This window comes from Arthrobacter sp. MDT2-3, assembly GCF_059090465.1.
In genome coordinates, this window is record NZ_JBNHFS010000005.1 from 292233 (window position 1) to 312006 (window position 19774).

General features: G+C 64.1%; 21 protein-coding genes. 8 read left to right on the forward strand and 13 right to left on the reverse strand.

Features of this window, described 5'->3' with window-relative positions; all coding sequences use genetic code 11:
- Positions 1–126: 126 nt before the first annotated feature.
- Positions 127–387: a 30S ribosomal protein S20 gene (gene rpsT, locus AC5RUQ_RS16425; RefSeq protein ID WP_011692086.1), complete on the forward strand. Its 261-nt coding sequence runs from the start codon at positions 127–129 to the stop codon at positions 385–387.
- Between the two features lie 134 nt (positions 388–521).
- On the opposite strand, the gene holA is transcribed toward rpsT, so the two are convergent.
- The 5 genes from holA to AC5RUQ_RS16450 form a co-directional block, all read right to left on the reverse strand.
- Complete coding sequence (holA, locus tag AC5RUQ_RS16430) at positions 522–1538, reverse strand: DNA polymerase III subunit delta (protein ID WP_493948391.1); 1017 nt, start codon at positions 1536–1538, stop codon at positions 522–524.
- Positions 1538–3538 carry a ComEC/Rec2 family competence protein gene (locus AC5RUQ_RS16435; RefSeq protein ID WP_493948392.1) on the reverse strand — a complete coding sequence of 667 codons (2001 nt, stop codon included), beginning with the start codon at positions 3536–3538 and terminating at the stop codon, positions 1538–1540. Before AC5RUQ_RS16435 ends, holA begins: the two co-directional genes overlap by 1 nt.
- 93 nt (positions 3539–3631) lie before the next feature.
- Positions 3632–4546: a ComEA family DNA-binding protein gene (locus AC5RUQ_RS16440; protein ID WP_493948393.1), complete on the reverse strand. Its 915-nt coding sequence runs from the start codon at positions 4544–4546 to the stop codon at positions 3632–3634.
- Between the two features lie 283 nt (positions 4547–4829).
- Entirely contained in the window at positions 4830–5228 is a 399-nt protein-coding gene (locus AC5RUQ_RS16445) for a phosphotransferase (protein ID WP_493948394.1), read from the reverse strand.
- 383 nt (positions 5229–5611) lie between these two features.
- Entirely contained in the window at positions 5612–5848 is a 237-nt protein-coding gene (locus AC5RUQ_RS16450) for a hypothetical protein (RefSeq protein ID WP_493948395.1), read from the reverse strand.
- Positions 5849–6062: 214 nt separating this feature from the next.
- Here AC5RUQ_RS16450 and AC5RUQ_RS16455 point away from each other — a divergent pair, with 214 nt between their 5' ends.
- Positions 6063–6578 carry a hypothetical protein gene (locus tag AC5RUQ_RS16455; protein ID WP_493948396.1) on the forward strand — a complete coding sequence of 172 codons (516 nt, stop codon included), beginning with the start codon at positions 6063–6065 and terminating at the stop codon, positions 6576–6578.
- Between the two features lie 686 nt (positions 6579–7264).
- Here AC5RUQ_RS16455 and AC5RUQ_RS16460 read toward each other — a convergent pair.
- From AC5RUQ_RS16460 to AC5RUQ_RS16470, 3 genes are all read right to left on the reverse strand, one after another.
- Complete coding sequence (locus tag AC5RUQ_RS16460) at positions 7265–7453, reverse strand: hypothetical protein (protein ID WP_163163857.1); 189 nt, start codon at positions 7451–7453, stop codon at positions 7265–7267.
- A 182-nt stretch (positions 7454–7635) separates the two neighbouring features.
- On the reverse strand, positions 7636–7992 hold the full coding sequence (locus AC5RUQ_RS16465; protein WP_493948397.1) for a hypothetical protein: 357 nt from the start codon (positions 7990–7992) through the stop codon (positions 7636–7638).
- A 400-nt stretch (positions 7993–8392) separates the two neighbouring features.
- Complete coding sequence (locus AC5RUQ_RS16470; protein ID WP_493948398.1) at positions 8393–8983, reverse strand: carboxymuconolactone decarboxylase family protein; 591 nt, start codon at positions 8981–8983, stop codon at positions 8393–8395.
- 601 nt (positions 8984–9584) lie between these two features.
- Between AC5RUQ_RS16470 and AC5RUQ_RS16475 the strand changes: the two genes are divergently transcribed.
- From AC5RUQ_RS16475 to AC5RUQ_RS16490, 4 genes are all read left to right on the forward strand, one after another.
- A complete protein-coding gene (locus AC5RUQ_RS16475; RefSeq protein ID WP_493948399.1) occupies positions 9585–10697 on the forward strand; it encodes a hypothetical protein in 1113 nt (370 codons plus the stop codon).
- Entirely contained in the window at positions 10639–11526 is an 888-nt protein-coding gene (locus AC5RUQ_RS16480; RefSeq protein WP_493948400.1) for a DNA/RNA non-specific endonuclease, read from the forward strand. Before AC5RUQ_RS16475 ends, AC5RUQ_RS16480 begins: the two co-directional genes overlap by 59 nt.
- Before the next feature lie 83 nt (positions 11527–11609).
- Positions 11610–11897 carry a hypothetical protein gene (locus AC5RUQ_RS16485; RefSeq protein WP_493948401.1) on the forward strand — a complete coding sequence of 96 codons (288 nt, stop codon included), beginning with the start codon at positions 11610–11612 and terminating at the stop codon, positions 11895–11897.
- Positions 11898–12059: 162 nt separating this feature from the next.
- Positions 12060–12605, forward strand: coding sequence for a dihydrofolate reductase family protein (locus AC5RUQ_RS16490; RefSeq protein WP_493948402.1), 546 nt, complete (start codon positions 12060–12062; stop codon positions 12603–12605).
- A 156-nt stretch (positions 12606–12761) separates the two neighbouring features.
- Here the strand turns inward: AC5RUQ_RS16490 and AC5RUQ_RS16495 are convergent, their stop codons facing one another.
- Both AC5RUQ_RS16495 and AC5RUQ_RS16500 read right to left on the reverse strand, forming a co-directional pair.
- Positions 12762–12944, reverse strand: coding sequence for a DUF7793 family protein (locus tag AC5RUQ_RS16495; RefSeq protein WP_493948403.1), 183 nt, complete (start codon positions 12942–12944; stop codon positions 12762–12764).
- On the reverse strand, positions 12887–13129 hold the full coding sequence (locus tag AC5RUQ_RS16500) for a DUF7793 family protein (RefSeq protein WP_493948404.1): 243 nt from the start codon (positions 13127–13129) through the stop codon (positions 12887–12889). The genes AC5RUQ_RS16495 and AC5RUQ_RS16500 overlap by 58 nt, the downstream gene beginning before the upstream one ends.
- A gap of 841 nt (positions 13130–13970) precedes the next feature.
- On the opposite strand from AC5RUQ_RS16500, the gene AC5RUQ_RS16505 reads away from it, so the two are divergent.
- The gene (locus AC5RUQ_RS16505; protein WP_493948405.1) at positions 13971–14249 is read left to right on the forward strand and encodes a hypothetical protein; all 279 of its coding nucleotides are present in this window, start codon (positions 13971–13973) and stop codon (positions 14247–14249) included.
- 754 nt (positions 14250–15003) lie between these two features.
- Positions 15004–15549, forward strand: a complete 546-nt coding sequence (locus AC5RUQ_RS16510; RefSeq protein ID WP_493948406.1) for an AMIN-like domain-containing (lipo)protein — start codon at positions 15004–15006, stop codon at positions 15547–15549.
- A gap of 75 nt (positions 15550–15624) precedes the next feature.
- Here AC5RUQ_RS16510 and AC5RUQ_RS16515 read toward each other — a convergent pair whose 3' ends face one another.
- From AC5RUQ_RS16515 to leuS, 3 genes are all read right to left on the reverse strand, one after another.
- The gene (locus AC5RUQ_RS16515; protein ID WP_493948407.1) at positions 15625–15909 is read right to left on the reverse strand and encodes a hypothetical protein; all 285 of its coding nucleotides are present in this window, start codon (positions 15907–15909) and stop codon (positions 15625–15627) included.
- 283 nt (positions 15910–16192) lie between these two features.
- A complete protein-coding gene (locus AC5RUQ_RS16520) occupies positions 16193–17173 on the reverse strand; it encodes a DegV family protein (RefSeq protein ID WP_493948408.1) in 981 nt (326 codons plus the stop codon).
- Positions 17174–17227: 54 nt separating this feature from the next.
- Positions 17228–19753, reverse strand: coding sequence for a leucine--tRNA ligase (gene leuS, locus AC5RUQ_RS16525; protein WP_493948409.1), 2526 nt, complete (start codon positions 19751–19753; stop codon positions 17228–17230).
- Positions 19754–19774: the final 21 nt, after the last annotated feature.

Here is a 19774-nt window from a genome sequence, read left to right on the forward strand (position 1 = left end):
AGCTGTGTGTCCGTGCAGGTCGACGGCCACTGATGGTTGGCCGCCATAGGTATCCCCACGCCGCTCAGTCAATGGCCAATCTGAAAGCCCTCTAGACCATTTCCGCATTAAAAAGAGAGTTCACACGTGGCGAATATCAAGTCCCAGAAGAAGCGCATCCTCACCAACGAGAAGGCACGCCTGCGCAACAACGCAGTCAAGTCCGAGCTGAAGACGGCCATCCGCGCCGTCAACACCGCCGTTGAGTCCACGGACAAGGATGCAGCTGCTGCTGCCCTGGTTGCTGCCAGCCGCAAGCTGGACAAGGCTGTCAGCAAGGGTGTTCTGCACAAGAACAACGCAGCAAACCGCAAGTCGGCGATCTCCAAGAAGGTCAACGCACTGTAAGGTTTCCAGTTCGCTTGAACTGATGGTTGTGGCCGGTACCGCTTTGGTACCGGCCACACATCTTTAAGTTCCTGCGCTGTTTTAACCAACTACGTTCTCGCTTTTCCCGGCGCTCGGTGTGACGTGGTGCTGGCCTACCTGCCCTGGACGGACATGGCAATCACCGTGACGGCATGTTCAACCGCGTAGACGGGATCGCGGGAGAGGCCTTTGACCTGGGCGTCGGCTTCGGCGGTGGCCTGGATGGAGCGGACCAGTCCTTCCGGCGTCCAGCGCCGGACGTCCCTCTGGGCCTGTTCCACCAGCCAGGGCTGCATCCCGAGCTCGGCGGCTATCTGGGCCGAGGAACCCGAAGCGCCGGCCACGCGCGCCACGGTCCGCAACTTTGCTGCCAGCGCGGCGACAAGGGGGACAGGGTCTGCCCCCGTGGCAAGGGCATGGCGGAGAGTGGACAGCGCCAGCGGACCGTTTCCTGCCATGGCAGCGTCGGCCACCTTAAACGCCGTGGCCTCGATCCGTCCGCCGTAATAGCGGTCCACAATGTCAGTGGTCACCGTGGTGCCGGCATCAGCGATCAACTGGCTGCATGCTGCCGCCAGTTCCGAAAGGTTCGCTCCCACCGCGTTGACGAGAGCCTGCACGGCGTCCTGCTCGATCCTCCGCCCGGCGCCTTTGAACTCGGCGGTGACAAAAGCCATCTTGTCCGCGTCCTTTTTGAGGGGCTGGCAGTCCACCACCGGCCAGCCGGCCTTCTTGATCCCGTCGAGCAACTTCTTCCCCCGGACTCCCCCGCCATGCCGCAGCACCAGGACGGCGTCGGACTCGGGGTGGCCGAGGTAGGCAAGCGCGTCGGCCAGGAAGGCGTCGTTCATCGATTCGACGGCCTCAACTTCGATGAGCTTGCTTTCGCCGAACAGGGACGGGCTGACTTGCATGAGCAGGGTCCCGGCCTCGTAGGCTGCGGCGTTGATACGGCTGAACTCAACGTCCGGGGCGGCTGCCCGTACCTGTGCCCGGACCCGGTCCACGGCCCTGATGCCGAGGTACTCCTCAGGCCCGGTGACCAGGACGACTGCGGCGGGGGTTACGTCCCGCCAAGTGGGGCCGTTCGACGCCGGCGAACGGGTTGCACGTTTCTGCGCAGCGGCCATCAGGGCTTCCTTCCGGAAAGTTTTGTGGAGTATCCCAGCCTGCCACGTCCTGCGGCCCCCTCCAAGCCCGAGCCACGCTTCGGCAGCACGCGCAGGGCAGGGAAGCGCCGGGCAGGCATGCGCCGCGGCTTGCGGCCGTAGCTCTTTAGCCTTCCGGCAGCGTACCGTTCCAGCACTTCAATCAGGGAGACGGTGCACCTGTGCGAGGCCATAACAAACCGGACGAGCCGGCGCGGGCGGACCGCGGCCCAGACGGCCAGGAACGTCAGCACGGACAGGAACACCATGGTCAGCAACCCGGGCACACCCTCGGGCCAGGGAAGGGCTGCGCCGGGAAGCTGCGAGGTGAATCGGGCCGTCCCGGCCACACCGGCGCTGAAGGTGCCGGCCACCGCGATCAGGACAGTGGCCGCCCACGGTGCCAGGACTACCAGGGGCACAGCAGCCGTTCCCAGCAGGGTTACAGGCGCCACCAGTGGGGATGCTACGACGTTGGCCAGCAGGGAGTAGGTTGAAAACTGGGGCTGCAGCACAACAATCACCGGTCCGCAGAGCAGCTGCGCGGACAAGGGAACAGCCACAGCGGCCGCTGCCCAGCGCGGGACGTACGAAGGGGTCCATGCCATCATGCGCTGACCCAGGATGATGATCCCCAGTGTGGCCAGGACCGACAGAAGGAACCCGAAACTTGATCCCAGCCCCGGGTCCACCAGCAGAAGACCGATCACGGCGAGGCACAGGAAGCTCAGGCCTCGTCCGGACCGGCCGGCAGCCAGGGCCGCCACTGCCACGGCTCCCATCAGGGCTGCCCGCAGCACGCTCGCGTCGGGTCCGACGAGCAGGACGAACAGCCCAAGGCCTGCCACAGCAAGCCCGGCGGCCGGCAACCGGGGTAAGCGGAATCTCCGGGCCAGCAGCAGCAGGGCGCCCAGGACAAGGCTGCAGTTGGCACCGCTGACGGCAGTCAGATGGGTCATGCCAACGCTTTTCATGGCGGAATTCAGGCCCTCGTCCAAGGCGCTGGTGTCCCCGGTAACCATTCCGGGAAGCAGGCCGCGGGGATCCGGGGCGAGGAAAGAGGCCGCCGAAACAAAACGTTCCCGCAGTTCCTTTGCTGCTCCCTGCATGATGGGAGAGGCAAAGGGCTGCCCTGGGCCGGAGGACGCCGTGAGGATACCGGCCTCCTCCTTTCCGGGATCAGCGGGGCGGAGCTTTCCCGTTGCGCGGACCATCTCGCCGGGCACCACAGTGCCCCAACCGCCACCGCCCATCACCACCAGTTGTGCCCGCGTCCGAAGCACAACACCGCCGGTACTGACATCGCGGGTCCAGACAGGTACGGACCAGCGCGCGGGCGGGCCAGCCTGGTTAGGTGCAGTCAGGGCACGCGGGGTTCCTGCCACTTCAAGGACCGCTACTACTGACTTCCCGGAGGAGACGGCGGCCGCGAGGGGACCGTCGTGGCGCTGGGTGGCGGCCACCGCCGAGTGCGCTGCCGCCGTCGCTGCCAAGAGGAAGGCAACAGCCGTGGTGGTGAGGAAACTGCGCCGGGCCGGTATTCCGTGACTTCGCCGGGCTATGCGCGAGGTACGAGCTTTGAAGGTGCGGTGCAGCAGCAGCGCGGCCAGGACGAGGAGTGCGCAGCAGACGCCGCCCAGAGCCAAGGGGTGCAGCCAGAGCCCGGCGACGGAGGCAGCCCAGACAAGCACCGCCGGCAACGCCAGCCGGACGTCGGTGCGCCGGCGCGGGGTTCCGCTACTGTCGGCGTCTGCCTCCTGCCGGGCTTTCCTGTTGCTGTCACGGAACCGCGCTGACTGCGCTCCGTAGAACTTTTGGAAGCTTCTCCCGGGCCCATGGGCAGAACGGAGCACCCTCCGTCGCAGGTCGGCCGGCGGGCCATCACGGGTGCTGGTCCCGGCCGCAGACCGCGGCCCATCCGCCGCTCCTGCCTGCTGCGCCTCATGCCGGCCGAGCGCATGCACGCGGACCGCCGACTCCACATAGCGGCTCCAAGGGCTCGCCCGGGTTTTCGATGGCCGGTTATCCATGGCGCCGCCCGAGGATCATCGTCATCGTGATGCGTAGTCTTCGTCTCATATGGTCACCAGCGGCAGCAATGCTTCAAGCATCTTCGGGCCAACACCGTCAATGGCGTCAAGGTCCTCGACCGCCTTGAACGGGCCATGCTCCTTGCGCCAGTCCACAATTCGCTGTGCCAGCACGGGGCCGACCTTGGGCAATCCATCCAGTTCCTCCACCCCGGCCGTATTCAGGTTGATCTTCGATCCTGCCGCCCCTCCGGCGTTCGCGTCCCCCGGATCGCCGACGGCCGGGGCTCCTGAATCCTCCGAGCCGGCCGGCAACGCTTCGCCCTGCTGCGGGACGTGGATCTTTTGCCCGTCCTCAACAACCAGGGCGAGGTTGAGGCGGTTCAGGTCAGCGCCGGGAGCTGCCCCGCCGGCGGCGGCAATGGCCTCGTGCACCCGGCTGCCACCGGGCAGTTGGACCACTCCGGGCATAAGCACGGAACCGGCAACATGAACCACCACTGTCCCTGTTGGGGCGCTTTCCTGCGGGTCGGACTCCGGACCGGCTCGGCTGCCGCCGCCGCTGTCCTCTCCGGGGGCACCATCTTCGGCCGCTGGGGCGGTGGTTCCGGGGCTTACTCCGCTCAGTGGCAGGATCTCCGGCCGTCCGGAGGCCGCCTGCCACCAGAACCAGGCGCCGGCAGCGACTGCAAGGATGCCCAGGAGCACGCCAAGCCGGAAGCTGAGGCGCCAACGGATGGCGGGGCCGACGTCGAAGGACTCCGTAGCGGCAATTTCGTCACCGGGAAGGGTACGGCCAGGTTTTTCTTCGCCATCAGTTCCAGGGCCCCGATACTCAAAAGAGGGCCCGCCGTCGTCGCCTAGCAACAGCCCGCGGGAATTCTCACCCAAGGCAGCCTGCAACCGGGACCTGGCGTTGCGCGCCTGTTCACCTGCTGCTCCAGCATTTCGGCGTGACATACCCCCACGCTAGGGACAGGCCGCACCCGGGCAACAGTGCCGCAACCGGCTATGTGGAAAGGACGCAAATACTGACAACCCACCGCCGTCGCAACCTTCTGCATCAAGGGGTGATTCAGAAGTTTGCCAAGGCGTCACGCAGCATCTGGTGGCCCTGTTCCTCGAACTCATCGTCGCCAACCTGGTAGGCCCAGGCCGCGGTGGAGACCGCCTCGCGCAGCAGGAGGACCTTCCAGAGTTTGCTGTCTCTCCGATCTGAACCGTACCCCTCGAAAAAGGCGGACTACAGTTGAGGAGCGTTCCTCCATTGCTGCACGGCAAGGCGGCAGAAGTCGCTGGTGGCCGGCCTGTACCCGTAGCGGCCAAAGTCGATGATCCTGAGCTCGGTCCCGTCCATGAGCCAGTTGCGTGGCTGCCAGTCACCGTGGGTCGGCACGATCACCACCGGTTCCGGCTGATAGGTGCGGAAAACGGCCCTGGCTTTTTCGGCGGCAGATTCTTCAATGCGGTGCGGTGTGTCCAGCCAAGCCAGCGCTTTCGCAGTCGCTGCAGCCTCATAGTAAGGGTCGGTACGTCTGGCTTGTTCGTGAAATTCGCGTAATAGGCACCCCGCTTGTAGGTACGTCTCCGTCTCAAATTCGGCCTCGGTTCCCCGCTTTGACGACGTATCTATGCTGTCCATGCCCCACTTCAAGTACCGCAGTGTCAACGAGATTCCAGGAAAAATCATTCAGGAGACGAACGCCTGGCAGCCAGGCTTCCACGAGTTCAGCCTGTCTCGTTGTCAGCCGGTTCTGGTGCCAGGGTCCCATTCCAGCAGAGTAGCCGGTCGGACTGCGCTGTCCGGATGCGGCCGCGCGCTGGGACGCGCTTCAAGGCCCTGGCCAGGGCCCGGGCGGACTTCGGTGGTCGCGGTCATCGTCGCGGCCACCGGAGACCGGGGCGCAGCGCCATGGCCTGCGATCTCGACAGCCCAGTGGTAGGGATCGGGCAAGGATGGATAGCCGCAGCGGTGGGCTCGGGACGGCGGTTTGGGATGGCCACGAGCTCCCGGCACCAATGGCCTTACTCCGGCTGGTCCTCTAAGGACGAGATGATGCTGCCACAACCCTGGAAGAACATCCGCCGGCCCAAGCCGCCGTCGGTCCAGATCCAAATGATCGAGTAGTCCCTGGATGCGGCGTCCACGATCCCTGTACCGGTGAGGCCGCCTTCGGCAAAGCTGACCCGATCCCCCGCAGCGAACCGGGGGTGCCGCACCCTGTTCCGGCGCGGCCTGGATGGGGTTGTTTTGCCTACCACTGGAGGTCGCCTGGGACTGGGAGGTTATACGCGTTCATGAGCTTCCTTAGGTCGCGGGCCAGTTCTGCCAGCTCATTACGACCCTGCCCGCTGCTCCCAGGTCACGCACCAGGCGTGGTCAACCAAGACTATCGGGCAGTGATGGGAGACTGCCCCGACCGCGCTTATTCGCGGAGTATGACCAGACCGCTCCTGCCGGGCCTAGACTCTAGCCATGAAGACGGGTCGGGGGATCCTGGGAATCGCTGCTCTGGTCGCAGCCACGCTGCCGTCCGCGGGCTGCAGCACAGCGTGTCCGGCCATCGGCTACGTCAGCGGCCTCGAAGTGATAGTTGAGGGCGATACGGCAGCGGTGGAGGAAGTCCAACTGTGCACCGATGAAGGCTGCTCGGCGCCAGCGCCGACGGCGGCCCCTGCCCCGTCCGTTTCCGTCACCGATCACGGGGTACAGCTGCCAAACGGAGGCTTCTCTCCAGCACCCGGGCCAAGTGTCCCGGCGCCGATTTACCCCGACACCCTGTACATCGGCAGCAAGGAGGGAGACACCTGGCGGTTCACCTTCATTCTCGGCCCGGTACCAACCCTTATCACCCTGCGTGCCCTGGCCGGAGATGGCGCGGTGCTGGCTGAGCAGGAAAACGACCTGGAATGGAGCAGGGAGGACCCCTTCAACCCCTGCCCCGGGCCGATCAGCACTCCCCCGGTCGTCTTCATGGTAGGTGAACGATGACTACGGATACCGACGTCCTGCGCCGCTTTAGGCCCAGAACTGCCACCTTCTGCATGGTGGTGCTGGTAGCTGCTTTGACATCCTGTGCATGGCAGGCAGACCCTCCGCTAGGTTCCACTCCGCCACCCGGACAGCCCGTACTGCCCATCGGGACAGTCTCGCCGCAGTACGGCGAACTCCCAATTGACCGCACAACAGACGCCGCTCCGACCGTGCCCTGGCAGTTGGTCCGGGTCGACCGCCAAAAGAACCGGACATACCTTTCGGCGTCCACCGCTGCCTGCAGTCACCGAACACAGTCCGAGTCACCGATACCGCCTCGTCCATCCAGATCGCGGTCACCGGCACAGGCGGCGGTGATGCGTGCAGCATGCAGTACGTCACCCTGAACGGCTACGTCCGGCTCGGCTCCATGGGCGGCCGGGAGATCATCGGTAACGCCAGCTGAAGCGATGGCAGCGTGCTGGGTGAGCAGGAGAACTTGGATTAGGCAGACCCGTTCAAACAACTATGTGGTGGCCCCGCAGGTCACCGTAGCTCTCCATTGGCACCACGTATTGGAGCCGGATGTAATCAAGCCACTTATTGCAAGGCAGATTCGGGCTGTAACCGCGTGAAGAAAATCTCTTTACGCCTTCAACTTACATATGGTGAAACTCCTACTGCAAATGCAATAGGGGCTTAGCTCAAGCGAGCTTTCGCGGTTGGTCCGCGTTATAGCGGGCGAGGATTTCTTCGTAGATCGCCAAAGATACCCGGATTTCATCGGTCTGTTCTTTAGCCCGCAACTTCTCGATGATGTTCGAGAGGTCGCGCTTGATGACCCAATGCGGGTCGTAGGCTTCATGGGGCCGAGGAACGTAGTCGTTCATCACTTCTCACCCCCTTCAGCCGGAGTATCTTCACATTCGAGCTGGTAGCGCAGGAACGCAACTTGGTTGTCGATTTCCCGCTGTCTGCGAGGGGAAACCCATTCCAGTACTTCTGAGTTTTCAACCATTTGATAATCACCCCTTACAGGCAAGATAGACGACGCCGGACAAGACCGGCGAAGGTTTCAGGCAAGGTAGGCGAAAGTCTTGTCGGCGGCTTGTTTGGCCATCCGAACAGGACGCTCATCGTGCGCTTTTCTTCCATCGTCGCCCTCGTTGGACCGGGTGTTCCCCTCGTGGAACTCCGTCACTGCGTAGAGAGCGCCGTACTTGGTGTAACGGAGTCCGTCATCGAAAGTCGGTGACGATTCCAAAAGGCCGCGCTTTTCTCCGCCAGCCACGCCGGGGCCCCGATACTCAAAAGGAGGACCGCCGTCGTCCCCCAGCAACACCCCGCGGGAATTGTCACCCAGGGTAGCCTGCAACCGGGACCTGGCCTGGCGCGCCTGTTCACCTGCTTCTCCTGCATTCCGGCGTGACATACCCCCACGCTAGGGACAGGCGCGCCCGGGAAAACAGGGCGACAACCGGCTATGTGGAAAACGCGGCGACGACGGCGCAGCTGACCGATTCGCCGAACTCGTCGAGGGCGTCATGCGTGCCCGCAATAAGGCTCTTGCTGATGCTCCGATTCGAGTGGAAGGGCTGCTGGCACGGTCTGCCATTGCATCTACAAGCACCGACCACGGTATGGCCGTGCGCCATTTGGTGGACGCCGTGACACTGTTGGAGGAGCACCCTGCATCCAGGACCAGGGACCTGTGGCTGGCCGAGGCCCTCACCCGAGCCGGGGATGCATGGCGCCTGGCCGGACGATATCCGGAGGCGGGAAAAGCATTAAACCAAGTGTTCGGGCTGCCGCACTTACCGGGGCTTAACCGTCTAGGATCCGTTCGGTTTGAGGGCCATCGGACCAAGCAAGGCGTCTTTCAGTTCATCACCCATGCCAGGTGGAACCTCAAGGTCGACGCCCATGGCCAGGACCGATCGGCTGATGAAATTTCGCGCAGCGGCGGCCATCGTGATGTCCACGATTTCGCGGTCGCTGAAGCCCAGGTCGCGTAATAACTGCGAGTCACGGTCGGTCATGGCGGCCGCATCCGTGCAGACCCTCATGGCGTAATCCATCATCGCTACTTCGGCCTCGGACAGACCGGCATCGTGGAAGTCTCTTGCGATGGCTAGCAGTTGTTCTTCTTTGAAGATGCCGAGCGACTTTTCGCCGTGGGCCAGCCTGCAGTGTGTCGAGCCGATGGCTTGGGAGGCGGCCAGCGTTACCAGTTCGTAGAGTCGTGGCCCGAGTGGTTTGCTGATGGCTTTGAGGAGCGCTTGGCATGCAAGGTATGCCTCCGGGTTTAAGCTCAGCGCCTTCGTGTAGCTGGGCACATATCCCAGCGAGCGTCGGTCGTCTTCGTAGATTTCAGCAACCAGGCCTGTGGCTTCGGATTCGGGTGTCATTCGCAGGATCGACATGGGAACTCCCTAATCAGCCGGCGGCGGCAACCGGCCGGCGCTGCCACTTCCCCGTATGGAGGTCGTGATCTGGGACCAATTTTCGGCTCTGCCCGACGGATAGTAAATGGCTGGATCCCCCCATCTGCGCCCCGCTTTCCTGAACTGAATGTTTCAATTTGCCGCGGACCCAGCTCAAGTCCATCACGACGGCACGGGCCCCATACCGGAGCGGAGACGCTACCCGGGGCCCAGAAGCTCTTCGGATCGTCCGCGCCCAGGAGGGGGTGGGCCGCTGCGCCGCAGCTGACCCGTGAAGTAGTGCCGAGGTCAGTCGGGGGGCAAACCGGCGACGCGGGCAAAGATCTGGCCGTCCAGGCCTTTGTGTCCTCCGACCTGGCCACGCTGTCCGACTCAGGGACTCAACCGATGACGATTACATATTGGCGACGGCTCCGCTGCAAATACGCATGGGCTTGCCAACCCATTGCTAAGTATGCTTATTATTGGCGCTGTCGGATGGGGATTTGACTGCGAGGGGTAATCGAAAAGGGTGCGCTCAGTGAACGGGGGCACCTTTTTCGTGCCCTCGCTTCGCTCACCATGACGGTACGCTCGTCCCATGGGGGAATCAGAAGAGCTGCGGACACTGCCCGAAGGGTGGACCTGGGAAGGATTGGCCGGTCCGGAGCTCGACTGGCTGGGCAACGGATTCCTTGACGATCCGGTCAACGGTCCGCTCCCGAATGGCTTCAGGCACAGCACCTGGGTCCTCCATGCCCAGTTCTTTCGGCCGGCTGATGTCCCCGCGGAGCCTGAACCCGATGATGTGGACGAGGTGCCCGGCTTCGGTTTCGGCGCGCACGCTCCTGAGGGCTGGCAGAGGATCACCTGGGCTGAGACCGCCTCCCGCAAGGGTGTCCCTTTGCAGGGCCCCGCCGGGGACAGTGGCCTGGAGATCCCACCGGCCTACTGCTGGTCAGCGCTGCTGAACGAAAGCGATGCCGACTACGTGGTCATGCACCCGGGCATCCACCCCGACGACTCGCTCTGGCCAACGGAAGGCTCCCTGGGTAAAGCTGACCTGGAGGCGATCGTTCCGATCCTCGCAGCGCACACCGGCTCGACCCGCATGCGTGGCAGGTTTTCGCCCATCACCAGCATCTTCGATGTTGAGGCCATGCGAACCTTCACCTTCGATTTCACGACCATGTTGACCTCCATGCTGGCAACCGGGGTCCAGGAGTTCAGTCCGGAGCTGTGGTGGCCTGAAGACAGGGCCTGGGTGCTGTGGACTGACTATGACCTGATGGGCACAAGGGTTTTTGGCAGCAAGGAACTGATCGACGCCCTGCGGTCGGACCCCGACATCGAGACGCTGGACTGGCACCGTGTCAGGCTCCGCCCGCCCGCGCCTCCGCGGCCTCCGAGCCGTCTGGAGTTGCGCGTGCAGAAGCTCCTGGCCGAGCAGGAAGCTCAGTCCAGCGCGTCGTCATTCTCGAACGGCATAGCCCCATGCGCCCATCTGTCAGCCCTTTCGGTTTGGGAATGTTCTGGCACCAATATGGCAGACCAGCTCCTACCGGCACAGCATCTTGGCCATGGCGGTCATTACTTATCGCCGTGTTCAGCCCACCGTCATGTGCGGCTGGTAGGGTCCGGACATGGATCAACTGATGACGGACCAGACGGCAGCCGCCACCGCCCGGAGCCTGGCCGGCCGGGCCGGGTATGACGCTGATTTCCTCGGAGTCCCGGTCCCGATCCCCGCACTGCCCGGCGTGAAGACTGTCCTGCTCCCCTACACGCACTTCTCGGTCCTCATGCGCCCGGACAAGCGGCTGGCCGCGGTGACGGCCCTGGCCATGGACGGAACGAAGCTGATGGATCTGGACCGGTCCGGCATCCCGTGGCGGCTGGACCCGCGTCTGCCGGAAGACCAGCAAACCGGCGAACGCGTGTACGCCCGCAACGACCTGGACCGCGGACACCTGGTCCGCCGTGCCTCCGCGGTGTGGGGCGATACCCGGGCCGAGGCCGCCCAGGCGAATGAGGACACCTTCTACTACACGAATGCGGCCCCGCAGGCGGCCAAGTTCAACCAGGGCATGGAACTCTGGCTGGGGCTGGAGTCGTACCTGCAGGAGCACGCCGCGGATCACAGCCGGCGGGTCGTGGTGTTCACCGGGCCCGTTTTCAGCGAGAACGACCCGGTCTACCGAGGCGTGGACATCCCGCTGCGCTTCTTCAAGGTCGCCGCCTTCCTCCACGAGGGTGAACTGGCTACCACCGGCTACGTCGTGGATCAGACACCCCAGCTCGATGACCTGCCGGAGATCCTCCGCCCCGGCGTCACCGATGACGCTCCCCCGCTGGGGCCGTTCCGCACCTTCCAGGTCCCTGTCCGCGACATCGCGGCCCTCACCGGATTGGATCTGGACCAGCTCGTGGCCGTGGATAGGATGCCCATCGCGGCAGCCCTGCCCAGGGCCCGGGTGACGGAAACGTGGCGGGAGCTCCACTCCCTCGAAGACCTAGACCTGGACTTCGACTTGGGCGAGTGACGGCAGGTTCCAGCTGGCTGGGCCTGCTGCTGCTGCGTAAGCCTGAAGAAGCTCTTCGGATCGTCAGCGCCTAGGAGGTCGTGATGGAAGACGATGGCGTCCACGAACCGGGTATCCACGAACAGGACCGCGACCGTCCGGGAGTGAACCACCGTGTACCGGGTCACTTCTTCCACCCAGGAATGGATCCCGGTGTACTCCTTGACGAACAACCCGTCCCCGAGCAGGCCCCGCTCCTCGAGCAGGTCGTAGACAACATTCCAGGCGAGATCCATCAGTTCGTGGATCGCCGCCTCAACCGTTGGAGCCGTCATAGCTCCATGGTGCTTCCGGGCCCTGACAGTCTTGTGGAGCCTGGGCGTGTCCCTTAGCCGCCTGTCGCCGGGCACCGGCGTCAGTTTTAGAAGACGGCTGCACAGAATGTCGGAAGTCATCTGCACAACCGGAAGGACAGATGTAGACTCCCCGATTATTATTACGCCATTCTCGTACCACCTGATTTCCCAATCATTGCTGCAGGAGAACCGACGACGATGATCATCCTGCACGTGGCGATGTCCGTGGACGGCTTCATCGCTGGCCCGGAGCACGACATGTCCTGGACCGGCGGCTCTGAATACAGCACCGCGAATGACCTGGCCGCCACAGTCGCCGGAGCCACCGGCGCCGTCCTGGCCGGGCGTGGCTGGTATGACCTCGCAAGCTCTGATGAAGGCGGCGCCGTAGCAGGTGTCTACGGAGGCGACTGGTCCGGTTCGGTGGTCGTGGTCACCCACCGCCCCCACGAGATCGTCCCCGAGCTGCGACTTGAAACGGCCGCCGACCTCGAAACGGGACTAGCTCGTGCCAAGGAACTCGCGGGCAGCAAGGACGTCGGGGTCTTTGGAGGCAACCTAGCGAGGCAGATCCTCGAGCGCGGCTGGCTGGACGAAATCATCGTCCAAGTCGTCCCCGTCATCCTCGGCGGAGGCGTGCCGCTGTTCGGTGCGCCTCCTCGGCCGCGAGTGACCCTATATCGCACTCACGCAGGTACGAGCGGACAATTGACAGACATGCGCTTTCGGGTTCTCAGTGCGTGACTTGGCGCCTGTTTACAGGCCTGCGCGTGGCGTGAGGAAGGGCCGGCATCGATGCCTGTCCCATTACCCCAGTCTCTTGAAACCCCAAGGTTTCGAGCGAAATCGATGGCGTGGATTTTGAACAGGAGTGGCATTCGCCGCGCTGGCGCACCACGTCTAAGCGAGCAGCCATTTCATGGCCTCGGTCTTGGAAGTGAAAAAGCGTGCCGGGCAGGGAAGGTTTCGCACGCTGAGGGACCAGTTGGCGAGTATCCGGTCCACTGGGCTGGTGCCCAGCAAGGCTAGCGCGAGGCGGCGCATGGAATGGTGAAAACGGAACGCGCCTGGCGACTGAGGCATTCGGTGGTGGTCATGTCCACCAGCATTGGGAATTCCGATTCTTGCGCAATGGTGTATACGGCTGCCATTGCTGCTCGGGCGTCGGCGGCCTCGATTCGGACTTTGGGCTTCCAGAGAAGATGAATGACTTCGTCATTTTCGAGTGTCACGGTGCCCTTGCCGCCCTCAACCACGATCGGTTCCATTGACTATCCCCCAGGTTCGTTTTGCCCCGATCCTAGTCGGACTAAAAATCGAACCGCAGGTCAGTCGGCGGTTGAGCTAGAAAAGAATGCCGACAATAGAGTCGGCGGGTGCCAGTGCAGATAACTTCTGAAAACGACAACCGGTAAAATCCCGTCAACGAAAAGGTCCGCGCGAGAGCGCGGATACTGGCTGGCCCGCGGCTCCTGTATCAACGACCCGTCAACCATTCCGGCTGGTCGCTGTCACGCTCGTGCGCGCCCCTTAGGCCACCGGCCGCCCCTTTTCCGTGAGCTGGTGCAGGGGCGTTGGCCGGCGCTATTGACTCCCGCTGCGCCCCGCGATATACCTCAACTAAGTCAAGCAGCAGGCCCCGCATCATCTCATCCGGAGACCGCTGTGACCGCCCCCGATTCCCCCAGCTCCCCGCATAATTCTGCCCTTCAAGAGCAGACGCGGGCCTCCCCTGCACACCTCTGAACTCCGCGGTTCAGCCTGGGCTATTGCCCTCACCATTTATGCCCCGTGCCTTACGGGCCAGCCGCCGAACCCTTCAGTTCTAGGAGAAGTGTCGCAGTGGACACGCTTCCAGCAGTGCTCCTTGTCATCGGTGCGGCATTTGCCTGGATCGGCCTGACCGCCATTGTCGTCCTCCATCTCCGACGCAAACGAAGCGGGTCAACGCTGGTTGCCTCGGCCCCGGGAGGGGTTGGCCACCATGTGAGGCCATGGCGGGCCGGTATTCACCGAAACCGCGCTGCTGCACGCGCCCGGAGGGTTAGCCTCCGGCGGGCTCGAGGCAGCGGCACCACCCACCACTCCGGATAACTTTGGGAGCAATCGTTGAATGCCGAAACGATCTTCGGATTCAGCATGGGATACTTTGCCACGCTTTTCGGCATCTTTCTCACCTACCTGCCGTACCTAATCCTCTTTGTGCTGCTACTGATAGCGGCCGGGGTCCTGCAGCTGGTGCTGCTGCCTTTCGCCCTCTTGATAAGGAAGCTGCGGCGAACAAAGCCGCGGACAACCCCGGACAGCGCATGGATCCTGGACCGGTCGGACAGGCAGCCAAGTGACCAGCTCCTGCTGCCCAGGCGGCACACTGCGGCGCCCCAGTGATGAGGTCGGTCCGGCCTGCAGGAGCGTGTCCTGGTGGATGACGACCGTGGGCCGGTCCCCCAAGCTCTGGCACCGGCCCACGGCGGCGGCCCTCCCTGGGAGGGGCCGCCAGCACCTGCCCCCACATCCTTGGGGCAGCAGGTGGTCCTAGCCCGCTTCCGGACAGGGCTCCTCACAGCTGGGCTGTGGCGCGGAAGGGATGATGCCGCCAGGCAAGGCAGAGCGGCGGATGAGCTCCGCGTCCACAAGACGAAGGAGCTCCTGCACCGCGGTTGCCCTATCCGCCTCGACACGGCGGTCAAGTACGTGCCTTAGCCAGAGGAGGTCCGATATAGGCACGGCCGGCCAGCGCCGAAAGGATTTGAAGATCCTGCCGGCAGGTGTGAGGCCGAGTGTTGTGTCTTGACGGGAGGTATCAGCGTCGGATGCCATGGTCGGTGACTCTCTAGGGAGTGCCGTGCCGGCTGACTGCTCAACCGCGAGTATGTACAAGTTACCCACTCGGGCCCGGGAATCACGCTGCTGACGGATTTTGTCCTGTCCCGGAGCTGTTACCAGCATTACGGCTGGGTGCAAAAAACGGCACCGAAACTATTAAGACAGGCGACAAACGGCCCCGGGATTTATTGGCGTGTGACACGGATCAGGTGTTCTTTACGGTTCCGCCGCGAAGCGGCAACAACTCTCGTTTCGGGGCTTTGCCCTCCCTAATCTTAAGCTATCCAACCGCTCCACCTACCTGGATGGCACCCCAATGAGAAAACTCCTCCTCTGGCTCACCGCGCTCTTGGCGGCCGTTGGGCTGGGCATCGTGACGCCGGGGCCAGCCTCGGCAGCAACCTATTGCGGGCTCGCATGGGGATCTCTGGCCAAATCCGCGCCCGAGATGAGCTCCGCCTCCGTCACCAACGTCCGGACAGGGCAGCAACCCTGCTTCGACCGGATGGTGGTTGACCTCAACGGCCCCGCGAGGGGCTACACGGTCCGGTACGTCCCGGAGATCATCCAGGACGGCACCGGCTTCACGATTCCGGTCTACGGCAACGCACGCCTGCAGGTCGTCGTGAACGCACCCTCCTACGACCAGAACGGCAACGTCACCTACAACCCGGCAGCGAAGGCTGAGCTGTCCAACGTGGCCGGCTACAAGACATTCCGGCAAGTGGTCTATGCGAATAGCTTCGAAGGTTCCACCAGCATCGGCTTGGGCGTCCGTGCCCGGCTGCCCTTCCGGGTCTTCACTTTGGACGGGCCAGGATCCGGTTCCCGGCTGATCGTGGACGTAGCCCACTCCTGGTGATGGAACGAAAAAGGTGCCGCGCCCCGTTGATCGGGGGTGCGGCACCCTTTCTTTTCCGCCTCGGAGGTCCAGAGCCTACGTCTGAAGCCGGACGAATGATTTTGGGTCGTCGGCGCCGAGGAGGTCGTGATGGAAGACGATGGCGTCCACTGGCCGGGTGTCCACGAACAGGACGGCGGTCTCCCTGGAGTGGACCACCGTGTAGCGGGTATCGTCTTCCACCCAGGAATGGATCCCGGTGCACTCCTCGACGAACAGCCCGTCACCGAGCAGGCCCCGCTGCTCAAGCAGGTCATAGTCAACATTCCAGGCGAGATCCATCAGTTCATGGATCGGCGCCTCAACAGTTGGAGCCGTCATAGGTCCATGGTGCTCCCGGGCACCGACAGAATCGGGCAGGTGGTAGGTGTGTCCGTGAACTGACCCGCGGCTAGACTGACTCTCTCCGAAGCGCAGACCGGTGTCCACGAGGAACCCGAGAACGGCCGGAAGTAGGGATCCATGGCCGCGCCTAGGGCGTTGTACTCCTCCTTGGTGAGGAACCACATATGGTCCCCACCCTCAGCGTCGTTGGGGAGCTTCACTCCTTCGCACGGGTTGTCCTCCCTTTACCCGAGCAGCGCAGCGGTAGAGAAGCACCCGGTCAGCCGGCATACTCCGCCACAAGGTCGCTGCCCACAATAACGGCAAGGACCCCCAGCCCCGCATGCGCGGCCAGAACCGCGGGCAGCGAGCTGATCTGGGCAGGGGGGCACTGCGGCAAGGCAGCAGCCAGTCGTTCGGCGAGGCGTTCCGCTTCCGCAGGGTTGCCGAAATGGTGGACGGCGAGTCGTACCCCTGCGGCGGTTCGGGCAGAAGCGTCCGCGGCCACGAGTTCCTCCAGCCGGGCAACGGCCCGGACCGCTGAACGCACCTTTTCCAGCGGTACGATCTTTCCGCCGTCGACGCCAAGAATGGGCTTGATCGCCAGCATGGTGCCCCACAGGGAAGCAGCCGTCCCGATCCGTCCTCCGCGGCGAAGCTGCTCGAGGCTTGGAACGTAGAAATAGACCTTGGTCCGAGCTGCCTGACCGGCGGCGGCAGCGGCCACTGCCCCGGAATCGGCGCCTTCCCCGGCAACGCGAACGGCTTCCTGGACGGCCATCCCGAGGGCCATGCCCACCGTTCCCGAGTCGACGACTTCCACCGGAATGCCCACCCTGCCGGCGGCAAGCCGCGCCGCATCGGCAGTCCCGGACAGGCCACCCGAAATGTGCACGGAAACTACCGCTTCATAGCCCCTGCGCCGCGCCGCCAGGTAGGCCTGTTCGAACTGTCCGGGCGAGGGCCGGGAGGTTTTCACGGACGTCCCGCTGGCCAGGGCCAGCGCTATGGTCTCCGAGATGTCGTCGTCGCCCTCACCGTAGATCTCATCCCCTACCATCACGGGCATGGGAATGACGGTCAGCCGGCCGTCGCCGCTCAACCCGGCAATCCACTCAGTCGGCAACGCCGCGGCGGAGTCGGTCACCACAGCAACACGTACGACGGCGCCTGCTTCAGGTGCAGGGCTTTCCTGCTTCCGGAGGCGGTTCAGAAGGCGCGCCCGGACCCAAGGCCAGGCGGCGGCGTCGCGGTGTGGCAAGGGAGCCTCCTGGGTCACAGCAGGCCGCCGGGGTTTCCGGCGGCCTGGTCCGGCTTATGCCGGGACGATGTTGACCAGTTTAGGGGCGCGGACGATGACGGTGCGGATGCCCCGCCCGTCAAGGGCGCGCTGGACGTTGTCCGAGGCCAGCGCCAGTTCGCGCAACTGGTCCTCCGAGACGTCGGGCGAAACCTCAAGCCTGTCCCGCACCTTGCCCTGCACCTGCACCACGGCGGTGACGGTGTCCTGCACCAGCAGCGACTCGTCATGGGCCGGCCAGCCGGCATTGGCCACCGAGGCCGCGTGGCCAAGGACACTCCACATGTCCTCCGCTGTATAGGGGGCGAACAGGCTCAGGATCACTGCGACAGCCTCGGCCGCCTCCCGCACTGCCGGATCTGCTCCCCCGGCACCGGAGTCGATGGCCTTGCGGGTGGCGTTAACCAGCTCCATCAGCTTGGCCACCACGACGTTGAACTTGTTGGCGTCCAGCAGCTCGGCAGCGTCTGCAATGGTCCGGTGGGTAATCGAGCGGAGGGCCCGGTCGCCGGACGCGAAGTCAATGCCGGGTTCGCTGGCGACGTCCTGGGCCAGCCGCCAGGCGCGAGCCAGGAACTTCGCTGAACCGGACGGCGAGACGTCTGCCCAGTCGACATCGTCCTCCGGCGGAGAGGCGAAGATCATGGTGAGGCGGACGGCGTCAACACCGTACTTGTCCAGCTGTTCACCCAGGTCCACTCCGTTGCCCAGCGACTTGCTCATGGCCTTGCCGCCGTTAAGGACCTGCCCCTGGTTCAGCAGCGCACTGAAGGGCTCGGTGGCTTCAATCAATCCGAGATCGTTGATGACCTTGGTGAAGAACCGGGCGTACAGCAGGTGCAGGATGGCGTGCTCCACGCCGCCCACGTACTGGCCCACGGGCATCCAGTCATTGATTTTCTCCGGATCGAAGGGACCGTCCGTGTACTGCGGTGACACAAAGCGCAGGAAGTACCAGGACGAATCCACGAACGTGTCCATGGTGTCGGTGTCCCGCTTGGCCGGGCCGTGGCAGGAAGGGCAGTCGACGTTGACCCATGCTTCGGCTGCCGCCAAGGGCGAGGTGCCCTTCGGCGACAGGGCCTCGCCGCGGAGATCGGCGGGCAGCGTCACGGGCAGCTGCTCATCCGGCACGGGGACTTCCCCGCAGGACGGGCAGTGGATGATGGGGATGGGGGTTCCCCAGAACCGCTGGCGGCTGAGCAGCCAGTCACGCAGCCGGAAGTTGACGAACTTCTCACCTGTGCCCTGGCGTTCCAGGATGGCGATCGCGGCCGGAATGGCCTCTGCCTTGGGCAGGCCGTCCAGGTCGCCGGAGTTGATCAGCGTGCCCTCCCCTGCGGTGGCGGTGCCGGAGACTGCCGGGTCTTCCTCGCCGGTATCCAGAACCGCCCGCACCGGGAGGTCAAACTTGCGGGCGAAGTCGAGGTCGCGCTGGTCGTGGGCGGGGACGGCCATGATGGCCCCCGTGCCGTAGTCAGCGAGAACGTAGTCCGCGGCCCAGACAGGAAGCTTCTCCCCGTTCAACGGGTTCAAGGCATAACGGCCGGTGAAGACACCCGTCTTTTCGCGCTCGGTGGACTGTCGTTCGATTTCCGTGAGCGCCTTGACCTGCTCGCGGTAGTCTTCCAGGGCAGCAGCGTGTTCATCGGTGACGAGCTCCACGGACAGCGGAGCGTCTGCGGCCACTACAAAGAACGTTGCACCGTACAGGGTGTCCGGGCGGGTGGTGAAGACCGTGACCTCTTTGGCTGGCTTGCCGCCGTCGGCCTCGATGACGAAGTTGACGTGCGCACCCTCGGACCGGCCGATCCAGTTCTTCTGCATCGCCAGGACGCGCTCGGGCCAGTGGCCTCGCAGCTGTTCCATGTCATCCAGCAGACGGTCAGCGTAGTCCGTGATCTTGAAATACCACTGGTTGAGCGACTTCTTGGTGACAGTTGTGCCACAGCGTTCGCAGGCGCCATTGACAACCTGCTCGTTGGCCAGCACGGTCTGGTCCTTGGGGCACCAGTTGACCGGGGAATCCTTCCGGTACGCCAGGCCGCGCTCGTAGAAGCGCTTGAACAGCCACTGCGTCCACCGGTAGTACTCCGGGTCGGAGGTATGCAGCCGGCGGGACCAGTCGGCGGAAATGGCGTAGCGCTTGAAGGACGCGGCCTGGGTTTCGATGTTGGCGTAGGTCCACTCGCTGGGGTGGGCGTTGCGCTTGATCGCGGCGTTCTCGGCGGGCAGGCCGAAGGAGTCCCAGCCGATCGGGTGCAGGACATCGAAGCCCTGCTGGCGGAGGTAGCGGGCCACAACGTCACCCATGGCAAACGCTTCGGCGTGCCCCATGTGCAGGTCGCCCGACGGGTACGGGAACATGTCAAGCACGTAGCGCCGCTCGCGGGACCCGTCGTCGACAGGGGTGAAAACCTTGAGGTCTTCCCACACCTGCGGCCACTTGGCCTCCATGGCGGCAAAGCTGTACGTGCCCTCCTCGGGCACCTCCGCCGACACTGTTGCTGTTCCGGTCTCTGTCTCCGGCTGAACGCCCACTGCTGCCCTCTTCTGTTCTGT